The following is a 20,776-nucleotide window of genomic DNA, read 5'->3' as shown; positions in this document are numbered from 1 at the left end:
GCAGAAAGCCGCCTGTGTTCGCCGTTGGCGACGAACGGCCTAAACTATGGCTGCCCCCTCTCCTCGAACCGCCCTCCCCACACCTCTTCCGCCTATGACCGCCCGCCCTATCCTGCTGCTGGCCGCCGCGGCCACCCTCACGACCCTTGGAGCCCTCCCGCTGATGTCCGCCGACGCCCAAGACCGCGACTCCCGCGAAGCCCCCACCGAAGACTTTCCCGCCGCACCGGCGGAGGGCCACGAACTCGCCACCTTCGGCGGCGGCTGCTTCTGGTGCACCGAAGCGGTCTACGAGGCGACCGCCGGGGTCGACTCGGCCGTCTCGGGCTACGCCGGCGGCCAGACGATCAACCCGACTTACGAGGCGGTCTGCACCGGGCAGACGGGGCACGCCGAGGTGATCCAAGTCGCCTACGACCCAGCCGTCGTCTCGTATAAGGACTTGCTGCAGATCTTCTTCCGCACGCACGACCCGACGACGCTCAACCGCCAGGGCGCCGACGTCGGCACCCAGTACCGCTCGGCGATCTTCTACCACGACGACGAACAGCGGCAGGTTGCCGAAGAGGTGAAGGCGGCGCTCGACAAAGCAGGCGCCTTCTCTGGGCCGATCGTCACCGAGATCGCGCCGCTCGAAACGTTCTACGCCGCCGAGCCGTACCACCAGGACTACTTCGCCAAGAACCCGACGCAGGGGTACTGCCGCGCGGTGGTCGCCCCCAAGCTAGAGAAGTACCGCAAGGCGTTCGCCGACAAACTCAAGCCGTGATGGAGACCGCCGTGATGGAGACCGCCTTGATGAAGTCCCAAGTCATGAAGTACCTCTTGATGATGGCGGGCGTCGCCGCCGTGGCGTTCGCCGTCGTCGCGGTATTCGCCAAGACGCCAGCGGCGGACGAAGGCGGCGCTACCGCCGTCGCTTCCCCCGCAAGCTCTGACGCCAAAGAAGCCACCGCCACGCCGAGGGACGCGAAGGCGGGCGCCGATAAGCCGCTGCCACCTAACACCGATTGGAAGAAGGTCGACTGGGCCGCGCGGCTCACCCCCGAACAGTTCCGCGTCACGCGCCAGGCCGGCACCGAGAGGCCTTTCCAGAATGAGTTTTGGGACAACAGGCAGGCTGGCGAGTATCGCTGCGTCAACTGCGGCTTGCTCCTCTACACCTCCGACACGAAGTACGACGCGGGGTGCGGTTGGCCGAGCTTCTTCAAGCCGGCCGACGAGAAGGCGATCACGGAGCACGAGGACCGTGGCCTGATGATGACCCGGACCGAAACGCGCTGCGCCCGCTGCGGCGCCCACCTGGGCCATGTCTTCGACGACGGCCCCGCGCCGACCGGGCTGCGCTACTGCATGAACTCGGCGGCCATGCGTTTTGTGCCCGCTAAGCAGCCTGCGAGAGTCGAGGAGGCTGCGCCGTCTATCGAGCCGTGAATGCCGCGAAGAAATCTCGAGAGCTCTGTCAAGACCGAAGGTTGGGGTTGAGCGTGCGGACGCGGGCGTCCGCCTCTCGGTGAGCCGTCGGCGCTAGCCGCGGGTGGCCCCACGGGTGATTCACCCGCGGCTAGCGCCGACGGCTCACCTTGGATCGCCTTTGGCGATCGGGCGCCGCGCGTTGCCCGACAACGCGATGACGCACAGCATGCCGTGGCGAATCGGCGTCGGAGACGCCTCCTGCAAGGTTCTCAAGTCCCACAAGGTTCTCAAGTCCCACAAGGTGCTCAGGTCTCATAAAGTTCTAGGCTCAACTGGCCTCGTAACCGAGGTTCGGCGCAAGCCAGCGTTCGACTTGTGCTACTGACATTCCCTTCCGCTTCGCATAGTCCTCGACCTGCTCCTTGGAGATCCGGTCGACGGAGAAATACCGCACGTCGGGGTGGGCGAAGTAGAGGCCGCTCACACTCGCCGCCGGCTGCATCGCGAACGACTCGGTCAGCGTGACGCCGGCCGCCTCTTCCGCGCCGAGCAGGTCGAAGAGCGTCCGCTTCTCGGTGTGGTCCGGCTGCGACGGGTAGCCGGGCGCCGGGCGGATGCCGCGGTAACTCTCCTTGATGAGGTCCTCGTTCGTCAGGTCCTCGTCCTTGCCGTAGCCCCATTCGCCGCGGACCTTCTTGTGCAGGCACTCGGCGAACGCCTCGGCGAGGCGGTCGGCCAGGGCCTTCACCATGATCGAGTTGTAGTCGTCGTGGTCGGCGTCGTACTTGGCGGCGAGCTCCGAGCAGCCGAGGCCGGCCGTCACGGCGAAGCCTCCAACGTAGTCCTCCCTGCCCGACTCCACCGGCGCTACGTAGTCAACCAACGAGCGGAACTCCTTCTGCCCCTTGCGTTCCCACTGCTGGCGCAGGCAATGGAACCGGCAGCGCTCCGCCGTGCGGGTGTCGTCGGAGTAGACAATGATGTCCTCGCCGTCTGCCGCCGCGGGGAAAAAGCCGTAGACGGCCCGCGCCTCGAGCAAGTCCTCCGCGATGATCTGGTCGAGCAGCGCGTTCGCGTCGGCAAAGAGCTTCTTCGCTTCGGCGCCAACGGTCGCGTCCTCGAAAATCTTGGGATACTTGCCGCGCAGCTCCCACGTCTGGAAGAACGGGCTCCAGTCAATGAACTCGCGCAGCGTGGCGAGCGGGAACTTCTCGAGCACCCGCACCCCGGTGAACTCCGGCGTCGGGATGTCGACGGTCTGCCAGTCGGTGGCGAACCGTGCGGCCTTCGCTTCGGCGTACGGCTTGAGCGTCACCGACTGCCGCTTGTTGTAGCTGGCGACCAAGTCGGCTTGTAGCTTGCGGTTCTGCGACTCGAACTCCTCACGCGCCTCGGCGCTGAGCAGCTTCTCGACGACACCAACCGAACGCGACGCGTCGAGCACGTGCGTCACGCCCCCCGAGCCTTTCTCGCTGTCGTAATGCGGGGCGATCTTCACCGCCGTGTGCTTCGCGCTGGTCGTGGCGCCGCCGATCAGCAACGGGACCGACATCCCCAGCCGCTTCATCTCGCGGGCGACATGGACCATCTCGTCGAGGCTCGGCGTGATCAGGCCCGACAGGCCGATGACGTCGACCCCCTCGGTCTGCGCGGTCTCAAGGATCTTCTCCGCCGAGCACATGACGCCGAGGTCGATCACCTTGAAGTTGTTACACCCGAGGACCACGCCGACAATGTTTTTGCCGATGTCGTGGACGTCCCCCTTCACCGTCGCCATCAAGACCGTGCCGCGGGTGCTGCTCGAGCTGTCCCCCTCCTCCTTCTCTTCCTCCATGAACGGCAGCAAGTAGGCGACCGACTTCTTCATCACGCGGGCCGACTTTACGACCTGCGGGAGGAACATCTTCCCCGCGCCGAACAGGTCGCCGACGACGCTCATCCCGTCCATGAGCGGCCCCTCGATCACGCGCAGGCACTTCGGGTACTTCTGGCGGGCTTCTTCGGTGTCTTCCTCGACGTACTTGACGATTCCCTTGATGAGGGCGTGCTTGAGGCGTTCCTCGACGGTCCCCTCGCGCCAGGCCTCGTCCTCGACCGCTTTCGCGCCCCCCTGCCCTTTGACCGTCTCGGCGAAGGTGACCAGCCGCTCGGTCGCGGACTCGCCCTCCGTACGGGGCTGGCGGTTGAGGAGCACGTCCTCGACGAGTTCCTTGAGCTTCGGGTCGATCTCGTCGTACACCGCCAATTGGCCGGCGTTGACGATCCCCATGTCGAGGCCCGCCCGGATGGCGTGGTACAGGAACGCCGAGTGCATCGCCTCGCGCACCGCGTCGTTGCCGCGGAACGAGAAGCTGATGTTCGAGACGCCGCCCGAGACCTTTACCCCGGGGCACTCTTGCTTGATACGGCGGGTGGCGTTGATGAAGTCGACCGCGTAGTTGTTGTGCTCGTCGATGCCGGTGGCGACGGTGAGGATGTTGGGGTCAAAGATGATGTCGTCGGGCGGGAAGCCGGCGCCCCCATCTTCGACCGGCTTGATGAGCAAGTCGTAGGCGCGCTTGCAGATGCGGACCTTGCTGTCCTCGTCGGCCGCCTGCCCCTCTTCGTCAAACGCCATCACCACCGCCGCGGCGCCGTAGGCGCGGCACAGGCGGGCGCGGCGGAGGAACTCTTCTTCGCCGTCTTTGAGGCTGATCGAGTTGACGATCGACTTGCCTTGCACCGCCTGCAGGCCCGCCTCGAGGACCGACCACTTGCTGCTGTCGATCATCACCGGCACAGCGGCGATGTCGCCCTCGCCCGCGATCAGGCGGAGGAACTTCGTCATTACCGTCTCGGAGTCGAGGAGCCCCTCGTCCATGTTGACGTCGATGATGTTGGCGCCATTGGCGACCTGCTCGCGGGCGACCTCGATCGCCTCCTCGTACTGCTCTTCTTTGATAAGGCGGGCGAACTTACGGCTGCCGGTGACGTTGGTCCGTTCGCCGATCATCAGGAACGGCGCGTCGGGGCGCAGCTCCATCGGCTGCGTGCCGCTGAGCCGGAGCCGCGCGGGCGCCTCGGTCCGCCGATGCGGCTTGGCGTCTTTGAGGCGGTCGGCGATCGCCGCGATGTGCTCGGGGCCGGAGCCACAGCAGCCGCCGACGATGTTCACCCAGCCCTCGTCGGCGAACTCGCCCACCATCTTGGCCATCGCCGCGGGGCTCAGGTCGAACTGACCCATCTCGTTCGGCAAACCGGCGTTGGGGTGGCAGCTGATCGGCGCCGTCGCGACCCGCTGCAGCTCCTCCAAGTGGGGCCGCATCACGTCGGGCCCGAGCGCGCAGTTCATCCCGATCGAAAGCATCGGGAAGTGCGACAACGCGTTCCAGAACGCCTCGACCGACTGGCCCGACACGAACGTGCCGCCCGCCTTGTCGAACGACCCGGAGACCATCACCGGCACGCGCAGGCCGGAGTCGTCGAAGTACCGCTGCATGCCGAACAGGCACGCCTTGAGGTTCAGCGTGTCGATCGCCGTCTCGGCGAGGAGGATATCGACGCCCGCCTCGACCATCGCCTTGACCTGCTCGTAGTACGAGTCGGCCATTGTATGGAACGTCGTGCCGCGGAAGCTGGGGTCATCGACGCTGGTCGAGATCGCCATCTGCTTCGATGTGGGTCCGATGGAGCCGGCGACAAACCGCGGCTTGCTCGGGTCTTTCTCCGTAAACTCGGCGCACGCCTGCTTCGCCAGACGGATCGCCGCGGTGTTGATCTCGCGGCAGAGCGCTAGGGGGTCGTGCCCCGCCTCGGCGAACTCGAAGTCGAGCATGCCGACGGGGCTGGCGCCGAAGGTGTTGGTCTCGACGATGTCGGACCCGGCCTCCAAATACCGCCGGTGGATCGTCAGGACCGCCTCGGGACGGGTCAGGCAGAGCAAATCCCCGAAGTTCTTGAGGTCCTTGTGGTGATCCGCGAACCGCTCCCCCCGGACTTCGGCCTCGCCGATCCCCAGGGCCTGGGTCTGGGTTCCCGTGGCGCCGTCGAGCAGCAGCACCCGCTCGGCCATCAGGGACTGGAGCAGTTCGGTCTGGTCAGCAGCGGCTTCGAGCGGCATAGGGAAACAGTCGCAAATCAAAGACAGTGGCGGGGTGGTCGCAAAAAACGCTTCAGCAATCCCACATTATTCACGACCGGCAAGGTTAAGCCCAGCGCCAAACCGCATCTTGCGACCTTCGGTCACGCCGATCCAGGCGCTTCTTTTCGCCGAGAAAGGTAGCGTCGAGTGTGATGAACAATGCTCAGACCCAGAAGACGAAACCGCCGATACGACGTGCCGAGTGAGTCGGCCAGCGATTCCGAATCGCCAGACGCTGCGGGCTCAGCTAGCCATCGGTCTATCTCCTCCGCCCTGCTACGAGCGATAAGCCGCTCTCTCACGATGTCGTTCATCTGCCGGACAAAGTCGCCGTCAAACTGGCCGCCGATTGCCCTCCATTCCAGGAGGAAGGAAGGCCTATCGCAGTACATCCGCATGCACTCCTTCCATCCAGGCCACTGGGTGCATCGAGCCTCTTCCAACTCGGGGTCGCGCCGACGCCAGCCCCCGCGGGACCGTTTCTCGAACATCACCGTGGCGCGCTCGAAGATGGAGATAAGGACCGCGTAGTGCGCCCGCTCGGAGCGGACCTGCTCGTCAGTCGGACGTCGATCGATCGGCATCGGCTCGGAGAGCAAGTCGAGATCGGGGTGCTGCGCGCAAGAATACATGAACTGGACGTACTTCTCATCTAAGTCGTGGAAGGTGCCGTATTCCCGCTCACGTTTGTCATGCGTTCGTTCTCTTTTGTAGTCCCGGGCGACATAAATGATGCCTGCCAAAGCGATTGCGAATCCAATGACAGCGACCGTGTCGGAGCTCACGCCGGCTAGATTCTTGATGTCCTCGCTATTGCAGGCGGAACGGATATTTTCGCAAAGCTGAGCAAGTACCTCGGCGATCGTTGGCACGGCAGTCTCCTGGTTCGTTAGAGATGGAAGCTGGAAGTCGAGGACGAACGGGTGAACTCCCGGGAAGCAAAGCGGCAATAACGCCGAACAACATGCCGCCTTGCCTGGGGGGCGGATGGGATTCTCCCGCGGAGAGACGCCCCCGTCCCTCTCCCCCCTGAGAACGAAGGGGAACGGAACTGAGCACGCAGATTCCTTCAAATTCGCCGGCTTTCTCGCGTCTTGGCAGCCGCCCCTTTCGCCGCTAAACTGCGGGGCTACCGTCCCGAGGGCCTTCGGCTCTCGGGCGGGACGCCGGTGTAGCTTCAATTGGCAGAGCACCGCATTCGTAATGCGGGGGTTGTCGGTTCGACTCCGACCACCGGCTTTTGAGTGAGAGGACAGCAGGCAGCGAGCAGACGGCAGTTCTGCCCGCAAAGACCGAATTGTCCCCTTTCCTTACCACTGCCTACTGCCCCTCTGCCCACCGCCTTACATGACGGCTCTCGACACGGATATCAAGCAGGCGATCGTCTCGACCGCCGCCTTCGGGCCCCGCGAAATCGAGCAAATCACCGCCTCGATCGCCGCCAACTACAGCAAGTACGGCGAACTGAAAGAAGCGGTCCAAGAGCTTGAGGCCCAGCCCAGCCGCACCCCGGCCGCTTCGGCCAAGCTTGGCGTGTGCCTCTACATGCTCGGCCGTTACACGCAAGCGATCGAGGTCCTCACCAAGGCCGACGGCGGCGCCCTGACCCACTTCTACCTCGGCAAGGCGAAACTCGCCCTCGACAAGTACGAAGAGGCGGTGGCCGCCTACGAGTCGGCCGGCAAGGCGGGCTACGACAAAGGGATCGTCAACCTGGCCAAGGCCGAGGCGCTCCGTTACTCGGGCGACCCGCAGGGCGCTCTCGGGGTGCTCGATTCGCTGTCCGGCGCCGTCGAACAGACCGCCGAGTACCTCTATCAGCGGTCGGCCACGGTCCAGGCCCTGAGCGGCAACCCGGAAGAGGTCATCGCCCTGCTGGAGCGGGCGGTCGCCGCCGATCCCGGCCACGCCGGCTCGCTGTTCGGCCTCGCCCTCGAGAACGACCGTCGCGGCAACGACGACTACGCCCGCAACCTGTACGAGAAAGCCGCCCAGCAGTTCCCGGCCCACGTCGGCACGCTGCTGAACCTCGGCATCCTTTACGAAGACGTCGAGCAGTACGAGCGGGCTAAGGGCTGCTACCAGCGGATCCTCGACATTTACCCCGGCCACGAGCGCGCCCGGCTGTTCTACAAGGACGCCGACGGCAGCCGCGACATGTTCTACGACGAGGAGGCCCGCCGTCAGCAGGACCGCCTCTCGCAGGTGCTGTCGATCCCGGTCACCGACTTCGAACTCTCCGTCCGCAGCCGCAACTGCCTGCAGCGGATGGGCGTGATGACGCTTGGCGACCTCACCGAGACGACCGAGCAAGAGCTGCTCTCCAGCAAGAACTTCGGCGAGACCTCGCTGATCGAAATCCGCGAGATGCTCAACTCGAAGGGTCTGGAGCTCGGCCAGTTCGCCCACCAGAAGCGCGAACAGGACCTGCCCTACAACCCCGAGAACATGTCGACGGAAGAGCGGGCCTTGCTCGATCGCCCGATCTCGGACCTCAGCCTCTCGGTCCGTGCCCGCAAGTGCATGGTCCGCCTCGGCCTGACCACCGTCGGCGAGCTGGTCCGCCGCACGCCGGACGACCTGCTGGAGTGCAAAAACTTCGGCGTCACGAGCCTCAACGAGGTCCGCGAGAAGCTGACCGCCCAGGGCCTGAAGCTCCGCGGCGAGGCTTAATAAGCCGGCACACGGCCGTCCGCTGGCCAGTCCTCGACGTCAGTCGGGGGATCGGTTGGCAAGCGTATGCCGGTATCCCCACCGACGACTGACGTCGCCGGCTCGCCGCCCAATCGATGACGAGCCGTCGATGCATTCCGTCCGCTACGAGCCCCTCGCCGTCGACCCCACCGGCGCGCGGCGCGGGCGGCTCCACACGCCGCACGGGACGGTCGAGCTGCCGACCTTCATGCCGGTCGGTACGGTTGGCGGCGTCAAGTGCGTCGATGTCGAGCGGCTTGAGGGGACCGGCGCCCAGATGGTGCTGGGTAACACCTACCACCTCGCCCTGCGGCCCGGTGGCGACACGGTCGAGCGGCTCGGCGGCCTGCACGCCCTCTCGGGGTGGCGAGGCCCGATGCTCACCGATTCGGGCGGTTTCCAGGTCTTCAGCCTCGCCGACACCCGGAAGATCGACGAACGAGGGGTCCGCTTCAAGTCGCACGTCAACGGTGACGTGATCGACCTGACTCCCGAACGCTCTATCCAGATCCAAGAGCAGCTCGGCGCCGACGTGGCGATGCAGCTCGACGAGGTGGTCCAGTTGCCGTCGCCCCCCGAGGCGGTCCACTCGGCGATGGAGCGTAGCGTCCGCTGGGCCGAGCGCTGCCTCGCCGCCGCCACGCGGAGCGACCAGTCGCTGTTCGGCATCGTCCAGGGGGGGCTCGACCCGGAGCTGCGGCGGTTATCGGCCGAGGGGCTCGTGGCTCTCGACATGGCGGGCTACGCGATTGGCGGCCTCAGCGTCGGCGAGCCGGCGGCCGACATGTACCGCACGATCGAGGCGACGGCGCCGCACCTGCCCCCCGACAAGCCGCGCTACCTGATGGGGGTCGGCACGCCGGACGATTTGCTGGAATCGGTCGAGCGGGGGGTCGACATGTTCGACTGCGTGATGCCGACCCGCAACGGCCGCAACGGGCTGGCGTACACCGCCGCAGGCCCGCTGCGGGTGAAGAACGCCTGTCACCTGAACGACCAACGGCCCCTGGAAGAGGACTGCCCCTGCGTCGCGTGCCGGCGGCACAGCCGGGGCTACCTGCGGCACCTCTTCAAGGCGGGCGAGATGCTGGGCGGGATTCTCCTCTCGATCCACAACCTGACGTTCTATCAGCGGCTGATGGCCGACGTACGGGGGGCGATCGAGACGGGGCGCTTTGCGGAGTTTAAGCGAGAACGGCAAGGCGCCTGGGCGAAACCACCTTCGCAAGAGCCCTAAGCGTCAGCGCGGGGAGTTCTTGGCTGCGATGCGGGCGTCTTGTGGGGCGGCTCCCGGCGCTGGCGCTTGGGGCTCCCATCCCACGTTGTGGGCTCTCCGCCTGTTGGCTGGCGCGGGGTGGGGGGCGGTTTCTCGTCACAGACGGGGCGCGCTCCCCTTTCCCCTTTTCCCGTAAGGCTTTACCATTCGCGGTTTCCATTCAATCGCCACCGCTAGGCAGGGGCGCCCGCAACCCGATTTGCGGCGCTGCGAGGTTCTGTGTCGCCGCTCATAACGCCGCTCGTCTTGCTAACCGCCCTCCCCGACTCGGGGGGGCTCAGCGCTGTCTGGTTGCTGGCCCAAGGCCAAGCGGGCGGCGGGCCGTCGCTGCTCAGCTTCCTGCCGATCCTGGCGATGGGTCTGCTGGCTTACTTCCTGCTGATCGTCCCCCAGAAGACGAAACAGAGGAATTTCCAGCAGATGCTGGACGGCCTGAAAGAGAACGACCGCGTCGTCACCACCGGCGGCATCCACGGGGTCGTCACCAACGTCCAACGCGACGTGGGACGCCTGACGCTTCGCATCGACGAGTCGACGGGCGCCAAGGTCCGCGTCTCGATGTGGGCGATCGACAGCGTCGTCAACGAAGAAAAATAACGAACCCCCCCGCCGACGCCTGAGGCGCCGGCGCTCGACCAAACCACTAGCAAGGGTCTTTCGACCGATGTCGACCCCCACTGACGCCACGATCGGACGGACCCGGTCGCTCGGATGGCTTCTCGCCTCGCTGACGCTGCTGGCCCACGCCGCTGCGCCGGCCGTCGCCCAGGAAGCCGCCACGGCGCCCGCCGCTGCCGCCGCGCAGGACGATGCCGCCCAGGACGACGATGCCGCCCAGGACGACGCTGCTGCCCAGGACGACGCCGCGCCGGTCGTGGATGACGCCCCGGCGGCCGATGACGCGGCCGCGGACGAAGGCGCCGACGTTGAGGCGGCCTCGGATGCCGACGCCACCGATCCGGCTGAGGCCCCCGCCACGGACGAACCTTCTACGGACGACCCGGCCGCCGAGACATCGACCACCGGAACCGTCGCCGCGACCGAAGCCTCGGATACCGGCGGCAAGATCGCCGGCGTTCTTGGCACGCTGGCGGCGATTGTCCTGCCGATCTTGCTGGGCAATTGGCTCGCCAAGAAGTGGCGGATGCCGGAACAAGCTTGGCGGATCAGCACCATCCTTGCGGCCTTCTCGATCGCCGGCCTCTGCGTCGCGACCGGACAATTCAAGGGCGGCCCCGACTTGTCGGGCGGCATCACCCTGGTCTACGAACTCGCCGACGCCACCGGCCTGACCCCCACCGTGGGCGGCGCCGAGGACACGACGGCCGACGGAGTCGACGATTCGGAAGCCACCGACGAGGCCCGGCCCAAGGTCGACATCGATCGGCTGATCGACGCCCTCGGCCAGCGCGTCGACCCGACCGGCACTAAAGAAGTCTCGATCCGCAACTACGGCGGCGCCATCGAGATCATCATCCCGAAGGCGGGCAACGACGACCTCGAGTACATCAAGCGGCGCATCACCGACCTGGGACAGCTGGAGTTCCGCATCGTCGCCGACCCGCGTTGGAGCGAAGACCGGGCCGTCATCGAGAAGGCCCAGCAGCTCGGACCGAGCGAGAAGGTCGTCATGATCGGCGACAAGCCCCGCGCCGAGTGGGTCCTCTACGACGAGCGTGAGTTCGGCGAGGACGACGGCCGCCTGATCCAGCGCACCGCCGGCAGCCGCCAGGAAGCCCTCGTGCTGCTCGACCGCTGGAACGTCACCGGCGAGTACCTCAAGAACGCCGCCAAGAGCTACGACGAGATCGGCTCGCCGATCGTCATTTTCAACTTCAATTCGATCGGCTCGCGCAAGTTCGGCCGCTTCACCGGCGAGAACCTGGAGAATCCCTCGACGGGCGTGAAGCGGTTCCTCGGCATCCTGCTCGACAAGCGGCTGATCTCGGCGCCAACGCTCAACGACCGCATCACCAACAGCGGCCAGATCACGATCGGCGGCGCCGACGCGGAGAAGGAAGTCGACTTCGTCGTCAGCATCCTCAACGCGGGCAGCCTGCCGGCGGCCCTCAACAAGACGCCGATCAGCGAAGAGACGATCAGCCCCACCCTCGGCGCCACGACGATCGAGAAGGGCAAGATCGCCATCATCGCGTCGCTCATTTGCGTGCTGCTATTCATGCTGTTCTTCTACCGCTTCGCCGGAGTCGTAGCGTGTTTCGCCCTTGGGGGGACGCTCCTGCTGGTCCTCGCGGCAATGGTCATCATCCAGGCCGCCTTCACGCTCCCCGGCTTGGCGGGCCTCGTGCTGACAATCGGCATGGCGGTCGACGCCAACGTGCTGATCTACGAGCGGATTCGCGAAGAACTCAAGAAGGGCGCCGGCCTGCGGATGGCCATCCGCAACGGCTTCGAGAAGGCGACCACCACAATCGTCGACGCCAACGTCACGACGCTCATCGCGGCCGTGGTCCTCTACTCGGTCGGCACGGGTCCGATCAAGGGCTTCGGCGTGACGCTCTTCCTCGGCATCGTCATGTCGATGTTCACGGCCATCTTCTGTAGCCGGACGATCTTCGACATCGCCGAGCGGCGCCGCTGGATCAAGGGCCTGTCGTTCGCGTCGGTCTTGGGCGAGACGAACTTCGACTTCCTCGGCAAGCGCTACGTCGCGATTGTCCTCTCGCTGCTGGTGATCGCCGCCGGTTTGGTGGGCGTTGTCGGCCGCGGCTCGAACCTCCTCGACATCGACTTCACGGGCGGATCGAGCGTCACGATGGTGCTCGACGGCGACGCGGCGATGCCGATCGCCGAGATCCGCACCTCGCTCGAGCCGGAACTCGGTGACAACAACCTGTTGGTCGTTGAGCGGAGCGATTCGCTCGACGCCGACGAGGCGACGAAGACCCGCTACTCCATCAGCACGAACATCGACAGCGTTGAAGAGGTCGAGGCCATTATCGCCAAGACGTTCGGCGACAAGCTGAAGACCTACGAGGTCGAGATCGGCGAGCCGGAGTCTTACGAGGAGCCGGGCGGCTCGACCGGCACGCTGCTGCCGCTGCTGTTCAACCAAGACGAGGGCTTTGGCGACAACGACGGCCTCGCGCACGAGGCGCTGGTCGATCGCTTGAAGCAAGTCGTCACGGAACAGGGCCACACCGGCGTATTGCCGCAGATCGAGAACGACGACTACTTGGCCGGCAGCAGCCAACGCTTCAAGGAGTGGACGCTCCGCCTGGGCGGTCTGTCGAAGGACGAAACGGTCGCCGTCGCCGAAGCCTTGAAGGCGCAACTGGCCGATGAGCCGCTCTTCCCGCTCACCAGCAAGATTGGCGGCCGCGTCGCCGGCGACCTCCAGGTCAAGGCGATCTCCGCCGTCCTGCTCAGCCTGCTGGGCATCATCGCCTACCTCTGGTTCCGCTTCCAGAACGTCGCCTACGGCTTGGCGGCGGTCGTCGCGTTGATCCACGACGTGCTCGTCACGCTCGGCGCGATCGCCCTGTCGGCTTGGCTGGTGCAGAGCGTCCCCGCCCTGGCGACGGCGCTGCAGATCGACTCGTTCCAGATCAGCCTGACGATCCTCGCGGCGTTCATCACGATCATCGGCTACTCGCTGAACGACACGATCGTCATCTTCGACCGCATCCGCGAGGTGAAGGGCAAGAGCCCCCGCCTGACGACCGACATGGTCAACAAGAGCATCAACCAGACGCTCAGCCGGACGTTGCTGACGTCGTTGACCACGTTGATCGTGGTGGTGATCCTCTACTTCTTCGGTGGAGCGGGCATCCACGCCTTCGCCTTCGCCCTGGTGGTGGGCGTCGTCGTCGGCACCTACAGCACGGTGTTCATCGCAACGCCCGCCCTGCTCTGGATGGCCGGCACCGACGATCCGAACTCGGGCGCCAAGAGCGACTCGCCCCGCGCCGCCGCCTAATCGCTAAAGTTTCGCGCAGAGACGCGGAGACGCCGAGGAGGTTCACAAGCAACCTTCTTGGCGTCTTCGCGTTTTTGCCTGATTCCACCGACGACTTACGTCGCCGGCTCGCCGTCTTGGCTCTCTGCGTCTCTGCGCGAGACTTTTGAACCGCGAGCCGCCCGCTGCGTAGTGGTGATCGCTGCGGCCTCTCGGCTTCGGGCTCGAGCGCCCGCAGGGTTTCGCTGATCGGCGCCGCCCGCTTTTGCAGGGGCCGCCAGCAGTGCTGCCGCCCCAGAGCCGATACTTGGGGTACGGAGACCGATGCGAGCCTGGACTGGATGACTCTGGGCCGCTTTCAGGTGTTCACGGACGAGCCTTTCTTTCCCACACGACGCGCCGGTGAGCCTACGGGCCCGCACGGAGACGTCGGGGCTGAGGTACACCGTGAACGAACTGAGCAAGCTGATCTCTTCCGTTATTCTATTAGGCGCGGGCTTTCTTGCCGCCTCGCTGGTCGGTCCGCCCGAGGTGATCGAGCGGCTGTCGCACTACCTGCGTCCAACGGGCCCGAGCGACGCCGCCGGATTGCGTCCGCTGGCGTCGAATTCCGCCCCGATTGGCGCCGAGAGCTGGCCCGCCCTGCCGTCCGCCAGCGGTCCGTCCGTGCCGCCGACCAACCAGGTGGCTTCGGTCGCGGCGATGGTCCCTCCGGGATCGTGGCCGGCGGAGACTCCCGCGGCGCCCGCGACGCCCCATTCCGCGACGTCCAATTCGCCGTGGGGCGGGGCCGACGCCGCTTCGTTCGCGACGCCGCCGTCATCGGACGACTGGTTCACGGGCGCGAGCCTCAATCCGCCGGGCGTGACGCAAGCCGCGACGCCTGCCGCGGAGCCGAGTCATGACTCTTTCACCGCGATGCGTCCGTTGACGCCGGTCCCTCGCAGCGGCGTTACCGAACCGGCCGAGTCGCCCGCCGCCGTGGCGCCGGCTGTCGCCGCCCCGGCTGAGACGGCGCCGGCAGCCATGGCCCCGGCTGAATGGCCCGAACTCCGCGCCCCGCTGCCGCCTTCGGCCGAGGCCCCCTTCGCCGACTTCGGAGCCCCCCCCGCCTTCGGTCAGGAGGTGACGGCGGCGAAGCCGGCGCTCAATTCCAAACCGGCGCTCAATGAAAGCCCCTACGGCGAACGACCGCGGTACGACGCGACCTCGAGCCACTTTGACTCGGGCGCCAACCCGCTGCGTTACGACGCCTCGCAGCGGCAGAGTTTCGAGCCGATTGAACGTCAGCCCGTCGCCAACTCGTACGTGCAGCACATCGTGACCGACGGCGACACGCTGCCGGCCCTCGCGGAGCGGTACCTGGGCGACGCCTCGCGCGCCGCCGAACTGTTCGAGCTGAACAACGACCGGCTCGAACACCCCGATGTGCTGCCGATCGGGATGGTGCTACGCGCCCCCGAGGGAGGCCTAGCCCGCAAGCCGACGCCCGTCGCGGGCGTCAGCTACCCGCGGCTCGAGCGGCCGGGCGACTTCGCGACGGTGTCGGCGTCGGAGGCGTACCTGCCGCCGTTGGCGGCGGCGCCGCGGCGGCCGCTGACGCCCGTCGGCGCCACCGACGATCGCCCGCTGTCGCGGGAGCAAGAGCTGGGCCCGGTCGATGCGGTCTACCAACAAGAGATCGCCTGGGACGCCAACCGCTGGTAGGCGGTTACAGCGACGCGTCGGGGCTCGGCTTGGCGAGCGGGCCCCGCTGCGGGGTTGTCGTCCCTGGGACGGGTCGCCAGTATCCAACGCTCCGACCACAGAGCTGGTCGAACCTAGCCGTGTTCCCCAACGTGACGAAAAAACCCACGGCTCCGTAGAGGATCAGCCCGACGAAGTACGACGCCATGATGTAGTCGGGCGTCGAATCGAAGACCGCGATCACCGGTACGATTAGCAAGAAGGGCGCTAGCGGCGGGAAAATCAGCAGCGATAGCGACTCTTCACTAGCCCCCGAGAGGCCGGCGAACGTCCCGGCCAGTCCCGAGTAAAAGGCGCCGATCGAGAGCAGCACGAACACCGTGACGCCAATCGCCTTGATCGAGCTCTTCATCCGTAGCGAGACCGCCAAGCCGATCGCCGTGGCGGTCCAACTAAGACAGCCAAGCGTCGCTGCAACGCCAAGCGTCGCCAGGACCGCACTGATGTCGAGCAGCGTTCCCAGCAGTGGCATCAGCACCACGCCGATGAGTGGCCAGCGGAAGGCGTAGAGGTTGCCGAGCGTTTTGGCGGTGACGATCTCCCCCGCGGGTAGCGGCGTCGTCAGCAGCGACAGCCAGGTGTCGCGTTCATGCTCATACGTAATGAGCCCGGCGGCGCGGCTCCCCATCAGCAGGACCAGGATCGATCCGCAGGTGCCGACCATGCCGGTCGCCAACTGCATGTAGTCTTCAAAGTCGATCGAACGGTAGCGGGCGAGGCCGCCGACGAGCAGCGTGACGAGCGGCGTTCCTACCACAATGACGAGCAAAGTCACGCCGATCCGCATCGCCCATTTCGACGTCTGCTTCTTGACCGAGGCGGCAAACATCTCCTTCCAGAGCATCGGGCGCCGCTCGTACGGAGATCGCGAGTCGGGCGCGCCGGCGGCGGCTTTCTGGCGGACGCCGGGCGACGACGCCGCGTTAAGGTGGACTCGCCGCACAACCGCGACCGTCAGGCCGAGCAGCGCCGCGGCTGCCAGCAGCTGGAACCCCACCATGAGGGCGATCGCCCCCCGATCGACATCCACGCCGAGGACGCCGCCGCTAATGCCGGCCGACGTGGCGAGCATCATCACCGGATGCACGGCCGACATGGCCGTGACCAGCGGCATGACCACCCGATCCTGCAGCCATTCGGCCCAAGGGACCCCGTACAAGCCGAGCTGCCACAAAGCGATGAAGCCGAGCGGCAGGGCGATTAGCCAAAGGAAGACCGCCGCCAGAGCCCGGGGGACCGCGTCGCGCGCCCGCTCGCACCAGACGCCGACTGTCAGGGCGATTGCCGCGGTCAGGGTCGCCGTGCTGGCGAGCATCGCGAAGTGCGTCAGCAAGAGCGACCCCGGCACGCCGCCGAGGAGGCGGAAGATGGCCAAGACCGGGAGCGTCGCCAGCACGAGCTTGCCGACCGTCAGCAGCCGGGCGGCCAGCTTGTCAAGGACGATCTCCGAGTTCGACAGGTCGGTGGCGAAGAGGTACTCGATGGTCCGGCGTTCGCGTTCCGAGGCGATCGCCCCCGCCGCCACCGCGGGCGTCACGGCCAGGACGCCGATCATCGTCGCCCAGGCAAAGAGCGTGTAGAAGGTCGCCGTCAGCTGCGCGACGCCCGAGATCGAAAGCGTGACAGTAGCTCCGTAGTCCCCGGTCAGGGCGCCCTGCTGGTACCGCAGCTGTTGGTAGACCGTCTGGTACCCAACCGCGAGCAAGGCGAGCATCCCCAGCCCGATCAAAACCCGGACCGCAAAGTACCGGCGCTTCCGACCGGCGGCGAGCATCTCGTGGCGAAAGACGGGACCGAGGGGCATTGGCAGTCGGCAGTGAGCGGTCGGCGGTTAGCAGATCGCCGCACTGTAGCACACCGACGAGGCGCCGAAAAATGTGGGACGCGTCTCCCGACGCCGATTACGCGCACCATGCCCTTTGCGGCCAAGAGACCGTTATCGGCGTCGGGAGACGCCTCCCACAGAAGTGCAATGACTCTGGACTACGCGCTCGCTGCCGTGTCGTCCGAGCGGACGCGGAGCTTTGGCTTCTCGATCACGATCGTCGAGTGGGCGCCGACGCTCTTGGTGAGCCAGACGCTTGAGCCGATCACCGAGTCGTGCCCGACCGTCGTGTCGCCGCCGAGGATCGTCGCGTTGGCGTAGACCACCACGCGGTCTTCGATGGTCGGGTGCCGCTTGGTGTTGCGGACGAGGTTCCCTTCGTCGTCGGTTGGGAATGACAGCGCGCCGAGTGTGACGCCCTGGTAGAGCTTGACGTGCGAGCCGATGACGCACGTCTCGCCGATCACGACGCCCGTGCCGTGGTCGATGAAGAAGTACGGTCCGATCGTCGCCCCCGGGTGGATGTCGATGCCGGTGCGGCCGTGGGCCCACTCGGTCATCATCCGCGGGATGAACGGGATATTGAGCTCGTACAGCAGGTGGGCGAGCCGCTGGACCGTCACCGCCTCGAGGCCCGGGTAGCAAAAGATCACCTCGTCCGCGCCCTTGCAGGCCGGGTCGCCTGCGAAGGCGGCCTCGACGTCGGTGGCGAGCGTCTCACGCAGCTCGGGGAGCCGGTCGAGAAACAGCATCGTCTTGGCTTGGCCGAGGGCCTCGTAGTCCTCACGCGACTCGCAGGGGCCGACGACGCCGTCGCCCCCTTCTTCAAAAAGACGCTGTGCTTCGTGCTGCAGCGCGCGGCCGATCTGCTTGGTCAGCTTGTCGTGCAAGCGGTCGAGCAGGTCGCCGACGTAGTAGCCGATGTTTCCACGGTGTAGCCCCTCTCGCTGGCGATAGCCCGGATAGAGGATTTCCATCAAGTCCTGCACCGCCGAGACGACGTCGCAGTACTTGGGCAGCGGGCAGTGATCGAGGTGGTGCAGCGTGCCGACGCTGTCGTACGTGGCGACGATGCGGTCGGTCAGTCGGGGCAGATCGGCGTCTTTGACGCGGGGATCGGTGGCCATCGGAGGCTTCCGTCAGAGGGGCCGCACGCCTGGTGATTCGCGGGCGGGCGGCGGGCAAGCGGGGGTTTCGCGTCGAAGGCCACCGCGGAATTGCTAGCGGGGCTGGCGGCGACGCACGCGGTCGGAGTCCCGCGCCAGTTCCTGCTCAGGACTGGGCGGGCCCGCTACACACGCAGCCGGGGACGTTAAGACGGTGCTTGCTCATAGCGCGAATCGTAGGCTTACCGCGACCGGGGATCAACTCGCCGTAGCAGTCTTCGGCGGTCTGGGGGGGGTGGGTGTAGTGATTCTCGGGGCGTAACTCCCGGCGCTGGCGCTTAGGGCTCCCGCCCCGTTGCTAGCTAACCTCTCGTGTGGTTCGGGAGCCCTAAGCGCCAGCGCCGGGAGTGAACCACCAAAACGCTTGCCGAAAGCCCCCCTACCGCATCACAAGCAACGTCAGATCGTCGGGTTTGGAGGGGACCCCCGGCAGGATCGAGGCCATCCGCTCGCGGGCGGCGTCGGCGAGGCGGCGAGCGGCGTCCATCGCCGTGCCGCGGCGGCTTAGCTGCACCAGTTCATCGGTCGTGAGGTTGTCGAATAGGCCGTCGCTGGCGACTAGCACGGTGTCGAGCTGCGAGAGGGTGATCGCCGGCCCGATCTCGAGCCGTGAGTCGGCGGCGCCCACGACGTTTGAAACGACGTGCCGGTCCTCGTGGTGCATCGCCTCGTCGTCGTTGATCAGCCCCGCCTCGACGCCGTAGGCAACCGGGGCGTGGGCCGTCGTCAGCAGCTTGAGTCGGCCCCGTCCGCCACAGATCAAAACGCCGGCATCGCCAACGTGGTAGGTGCGGGCTAACTCACCTTCGGGGCCGCCGAACGAGAGCTCGACCACGGCGAGGGTCGTCGCCGCCCCGGCGCCGATCGAGAGGACCGCTTGGTTGGCCGCCTCGATGCCGTCGATGATCGCGGTGCGGAGCTGGTAGGTCTCGCGGTCGGCAAGCTGCAGCGCGGTCGAAAGGGCTTCGATCGCTCGACGCGACGCGAGCTCGCCAAGCGACGCCCCGCCGAGCCCGTCGGCGACCACGAGCACGGCGGAATGGTCGTCCCACGGCAGGAACGCGGCCGAGTCCTCGTTGGAAGTCTCTTTGCCGGGTGAACGGGTCGAGAAGGCGACGACCGTACGACGACCCAGCCGACCCACCTCGGTCGGCGCCGTCATCTCGGATTCGTAAAGGCAGGTCGCCTGCATCGCCCGTCTCGCTTGGAATAACGACACACCCGTCTATTTACACACCGGTCAAGCTACGCCCCGGTCAAACTACGGAGCCCTTTCCCACACCAGGGGCAGCTGCTCCAGAACTCACCGACCACACCCCAGCCGCACCCGTTGCAGCGGTCGGCGACCCCTTCGATCTTCCAGTTCCGCTTAACCTTCACGTGGCACCAGGGGCAGTACCGCATCCATGGCATCAGCAGCTTGCGGTCGCAGTCGCCGTTGCCGCACTTGGCCGTGTAACGCTTGTCGGTGTACTCGCGCGGAGAGCTGAGTTCGAACCCAGGGCCATAGCACCAGGGGCAGTAGCTCCAGTCGAGCTTCATGCCGCGGTGGCAACGGGGGCACGCTTGGGGAAACTTGGTCTCTTCCTGCAGACGCGCCCGTTCGGCCCGGCACCAGGGACAGAAAGCCATCGCCTCGGAGACGGGCCCCTCACATTTGTGGCAGGTCAGTCGGGTCTCGAGCTGAGCGCCAAAACGACGCTTGAATTCGCTCCGCTGAATGGTCCGCCAGTTCTGAGTCGAGACCACCGTGCGCCGGCGGCGGCCGCTCGCCGCGCTGGCGTCGGAGAGCGCCTTGGCGCCGATCCGCTTCCAAGCCGATCGCATCGCCGCGGCGTTGGCGTAGCGGTCGTTGGGCTCGAGCTCGATAGCGCGCCGGAGCACGTCGATCGCCTCTTCTTTGACGAGCCGCTTGAGTCGGTCATGCCCCTCGAGGGGCCAGCGGTAAGGCCACGCCGGCAGCTGCCCCGAGAGCATCCGCCAGAGGGTGAGCCCCATCGAGAAGACATCCGACCGCACCGAGGGGGCGCCGAGCGCCTGCTCCGGGGCGACGTAACCGACGGTCCCCGCCCCCGATCCGCGGAGCGTCCGCTGGGCGATCCGGGCGATGCCGAAGTCGCCCAACCGCACCCGTCCGCCGGTGAACAGCAGGAAGTTATCGGGCTTCACATCGCAATGAGCGATCGACAGCTCGTGGGCGTAGGCGAGACCGGCGAGCATCTGATCGGCGTACGTCAACGCCGTCTTGGTCGCGAGGCGACGCTCAAGCCGGTCGCCGAGCGACTCTGCCGCTAGCGACGTAACAATCACAAAGACGCCGTCGATAACGTCGGCCGACTTGAGCGGCAAGACATTGGGATGGTCGAGCGACGCGATCAGCCGCACCTCGCGGCGGAACTGCTCGGTCGCCGAATCGTCCATCAGGTGGGTGTGCGGCGCCTTGATAGCGACGCGGACCCCCTCGATCGTGTCGCGGGCCTGGTAGACGGTGGCGAAGCCCCCCTCGGCGAGCCGCTTCTCGATGACGTATTTGCCGAGGCGGCTGCGGGGGCGGAGGCGTTTCTCGGGCATTCGGCGACAGCGGGGCCGCAAGACCAGCGGGCAAGCCAAAGCG

General features: G+C 66.5%; 13 protein-coding genes and 1 tRNA gene. 8 read left to right on the top strand and 6 right to left on the bottom strand.

The window, feature by feature from the left end; genetic code table 11:
- The first annotated feature begins 94 nt into the window (after positions 1 to 94).
- Together msrA and msrB are read left to right on the top strand one after the other, a co-directional pair.
- Positions 95 to 769, top strand: a complete 675-nt coding sequence (gene msrA, locus Pla108_RS00635) for a peptide-methionine (S)-S-oxide reductase MsrA (protein WP_146441475.1) — start codon at positions 95 to 97, stop codon at positions 767 to 769.
- A 29-nt stretch (positions 770 to 798) separates the two neighbouring features.
- Complete coding sequence (msrB, locus tag Pla108_RS00630; RefSeq protein ID WP_231934226.1) at positions 799 to 1,434, top strand: peptide-methionine (R)-S-oxide reductase MsrB; 636 nt, start codon at positions 799 to 801, stop codon at positions 1,432 to 1,434.
- 310 nt (positions 1,435 to 1,744) lie between these two features.
- Here the strand turns inward: msrB and metH are convergent, their stop codons facing one another.
- Positions 1,745 to 5,515: a methionine synthase gene (gene metH / locus Pla108_RS00625; RefSeq protein ID WP_146441473.1), complete on the bottom strand. Its 3,771-nt coding sequence runs from the start codon at positions 5,513 to 5,515 to the stop codon at positions 1,745 to 1,747.
- A gap of 122 nt (positions 5,516 to 5,637) precedes the next feature.
- Positions 5,638 to 6,408, bottom strand: coding sequence for a hypothetical protein (locus tag Pla108_RS00620; protein ID WP_146441471.1), 771 nt, complete (start codon positions 6,406 to 6,408; stop codon positions 5,638 to 5,640).
- A gap of 293 nt (positions 6,409 to 6,701) precedes the next feature.
- Here Pla108_RS00620 and Pla108_RS00615 point away from each other — a divergent pair.
- The 6 genes from Pla108_RS00615 (at position 6,702) to Pla108_RS00590 (ending at position 15,132) form a co-directional block, all read left to right on the top strand.
- Positions 6,702 to 6,775, top strand: a tRNA-Thr gene (locus tag Pla108_RS00615).
- A 108-nt stretch (positions 6,776 to 6,883) separates the two neighbouring features.
- Positions 6,884 to 8,209: a DNA-directed RNA polymerase subunit alpha C-terminal domain-containing protein gene (locus Pla108_RS00610; protein ID WP_146441469.1), complete on the top strand. Its 1,326-nt coding sequence runs from the start codon at positions 6,884 to 6,886 to the stop codon at positions 8,207 to 8,209.
- A 130-nt stretch (positions 8,210 to 8,339) separates the two neighbouring features.
- Entirely contained in the window at positions 8,340 to 9,467 is a 1,128-nt protein-coding gene (gene tgt / locus Pla108_RS00605) for a tRNA guanosine(34) transglycosylase Tgt (protein WP_146441467.1), read from the top strand.
- 258 nt (positions 9,468 to 9,725) lie between these two features.
- On the top strand, positions 9,726 to 10,103 hold the full coding sequence (yajC, locus tag Pla108_RS00600) for a preprotein translocase subunit YajC (RefSeq protein WP_146441465.1): 378 nt from the start codon (positions 9,726 to 9,728) through the stop codon (positions 10,101 to 10,103).
- A gap of 67 nt (positions 10,104 to 10,170) precedes the next feature.
- Positions 10,171 to 13,446 carry a protein translocase subunit SecD gene (gene secD / locus Pla108_RS00595; RefSeq protein ID WP_146441463.1) on the top strand — a complete coding sequence of 1,092 codons (3,276 nt, stop codon included), beginning with the start codon at positions 10,171 to 10,173 and terminating at the stop codon, positions 13,444 to 13,446.
- Positions 13,447 to 13,872: 426 nt separating this feature from the next.
- On the top strand, positions 13,873 to 15,132 hold the full coding sequence (locus Pla108_RS00590) for a LysM peptidoglycan-binding domain-containing protein (protein WP_146441461.1): 1,260 nt from the start codon (positions 13,873 to 13,875) through the stop codon (positions 15,130 to 15,132).
- Between the two features lie 4 nt (positions 15,133 to 15,136).
- Here Pla108_RS00590 and Pla108_RS00585 read toward each other — a convergent pair whose 3' ends face one another.
- The 4 genes from Pla108_RS00585 to Pla108_RS20695 form a co-directional block, all read right to left on the bottom strand.
- Positions 15,137 to 16,975 carry an ABC transporter permease subunit gene (locus tag Pla108_RS00585; RefSeq protein WP_146441458.1) on the bottom strand — a complete coding sequence of 613 codons (1,839 nt, stop codon included), beginning with the start codon at positions 16,973 to 16,975 and terminating at the stop codon, positions 15,137 to 15,139.
- Between the two features lie 179 nt (positions 16,976 to 17,154).
- Positions 17,155 to 18,123 carry a serine O-acetyltransferase gene (locus Pla108_RS00580; RefSeq protein WP_146441456.1) on the bottom strand — a complete coding sequence of 323 codons (969 nt, stop codon included), beginning with the start codon at positions 18,121 to 18,123 and terminating at the stop codon, positions 17,155 to 17,157.
- 418 nt (positions 18,124 to 18,541) lie between these two features.
- Positions 18,542 to 19,354 (bottom strand): PP2C family protein-serine/threonine phosphatase, encoded by an 813-nt coding sequence (locus Pla108_RS00575; protein WP_146441454.1) that lies wholly within the window; start codon positions 19,352 to 19,354, stop codon positions 18,542 to 18,544.
- A gap of 53 nt (positions 19,355 to 19,407) precedes the next feature.
- Positions 19,408 to 20,733 carry a serine/threonine-protein kinase gene (locus Pla108_RS20695; RefSeq protein WP_197526109.1) on the bottom strand — a complete coding sequence of 442 codons (1,326 nt, stop codon included), beginning with the start codon at positions 20,731 to 20,733 and terminating at the stop codon, positions 19,408 to 19,410.
- Between the last annotated feature and the right edge of the window lie 43 nt (positions 20,734 to 20,776).

Origin of the sequence: Botrimarina colliarenosi (assembly GCF_007859955.1) — a bacterium.
Classification (GTDB): Bacteria; Planctomycetota; Planctomycetia; order Pirellulales; family Lacipirellulaceae; genus Botrimarina; species Botrimarina colliarenosi.
The sequence above is the reverse complement of the archived record's forward strand: the minus strand, read 5'-3'. Positions and strand labels throughout refer to the sequence as shown.

Bases quoted from the DNA above. Each gene is read 5' to 3' on its own strand.
- Pla108_RS00575 (WP_146441454.1), bottom strand. From the start codon at position 19,354: ATGCAGGCGACCTGCCTTTACGAATCCGAGATGACGGCGCCGACCGAG.
- secD (WP_146441463.1), top strand. From the start codon at position 10,171: ATGTCGACCCCCACTGACGCCACGATCGGACGGACCCGGTCGCTCGGA.
- Pla108_RS00610 (WP_146441469.1), top strand. From the start codon at position 6,884: ATGACGGCTCTCGACACGGATATCAAGCAGGCGATCGTCTCGACCGCC.
- msrA (WP_146441475.1), top strand. From the start codon at position 95: ATGACCGCCCGCCCTATCCTGCTGCTGGCCGCCGCGGCCACCCTCACG.
- Pla108_RS20695 (WP_197526109.1), bottom strand. From the start codon at position 20,733: ATGCCCGAGAAACGCCTCCGCCCCCGCAGCCGCCTCGGCAAATACGTC.
- Pla108_RS00585 (WP_146441458.1), bottom strand. From the start codon at position 16,975: ATGCCCCTCGGTCCCGTCTTTCGCCACGAGATGCTCGCCGCCGGTCGG.
- msrB (WP_231934226.1), top strand. From the start codon at position 799: ATGAAGTCCCAAGTCATGAAGTACCTCTTGATGATGGCGGGCGTCGCC.
- tgt (WP_146441467.1), top strand. From the start codon at position 8,340: ATGCATTCCGTCCGCTACGAGCCCCTCGCCGTCGACCCCACCGGCGCG.
- metH (WP_146441473.1), bottom strand. From the start codon at position 5,515: ATGCCGCTCGAAGCCGCTGCTGACCAGACCGAACTGCTCCAGTCCCTG.
- Pla108_RS00580 (WP_146441456.1), bottom strand. From the start codon at position 18,123: ATGGCCACCGATCCCCGCGTCAAAGACGCCGATCTGCCCCGACTGACC.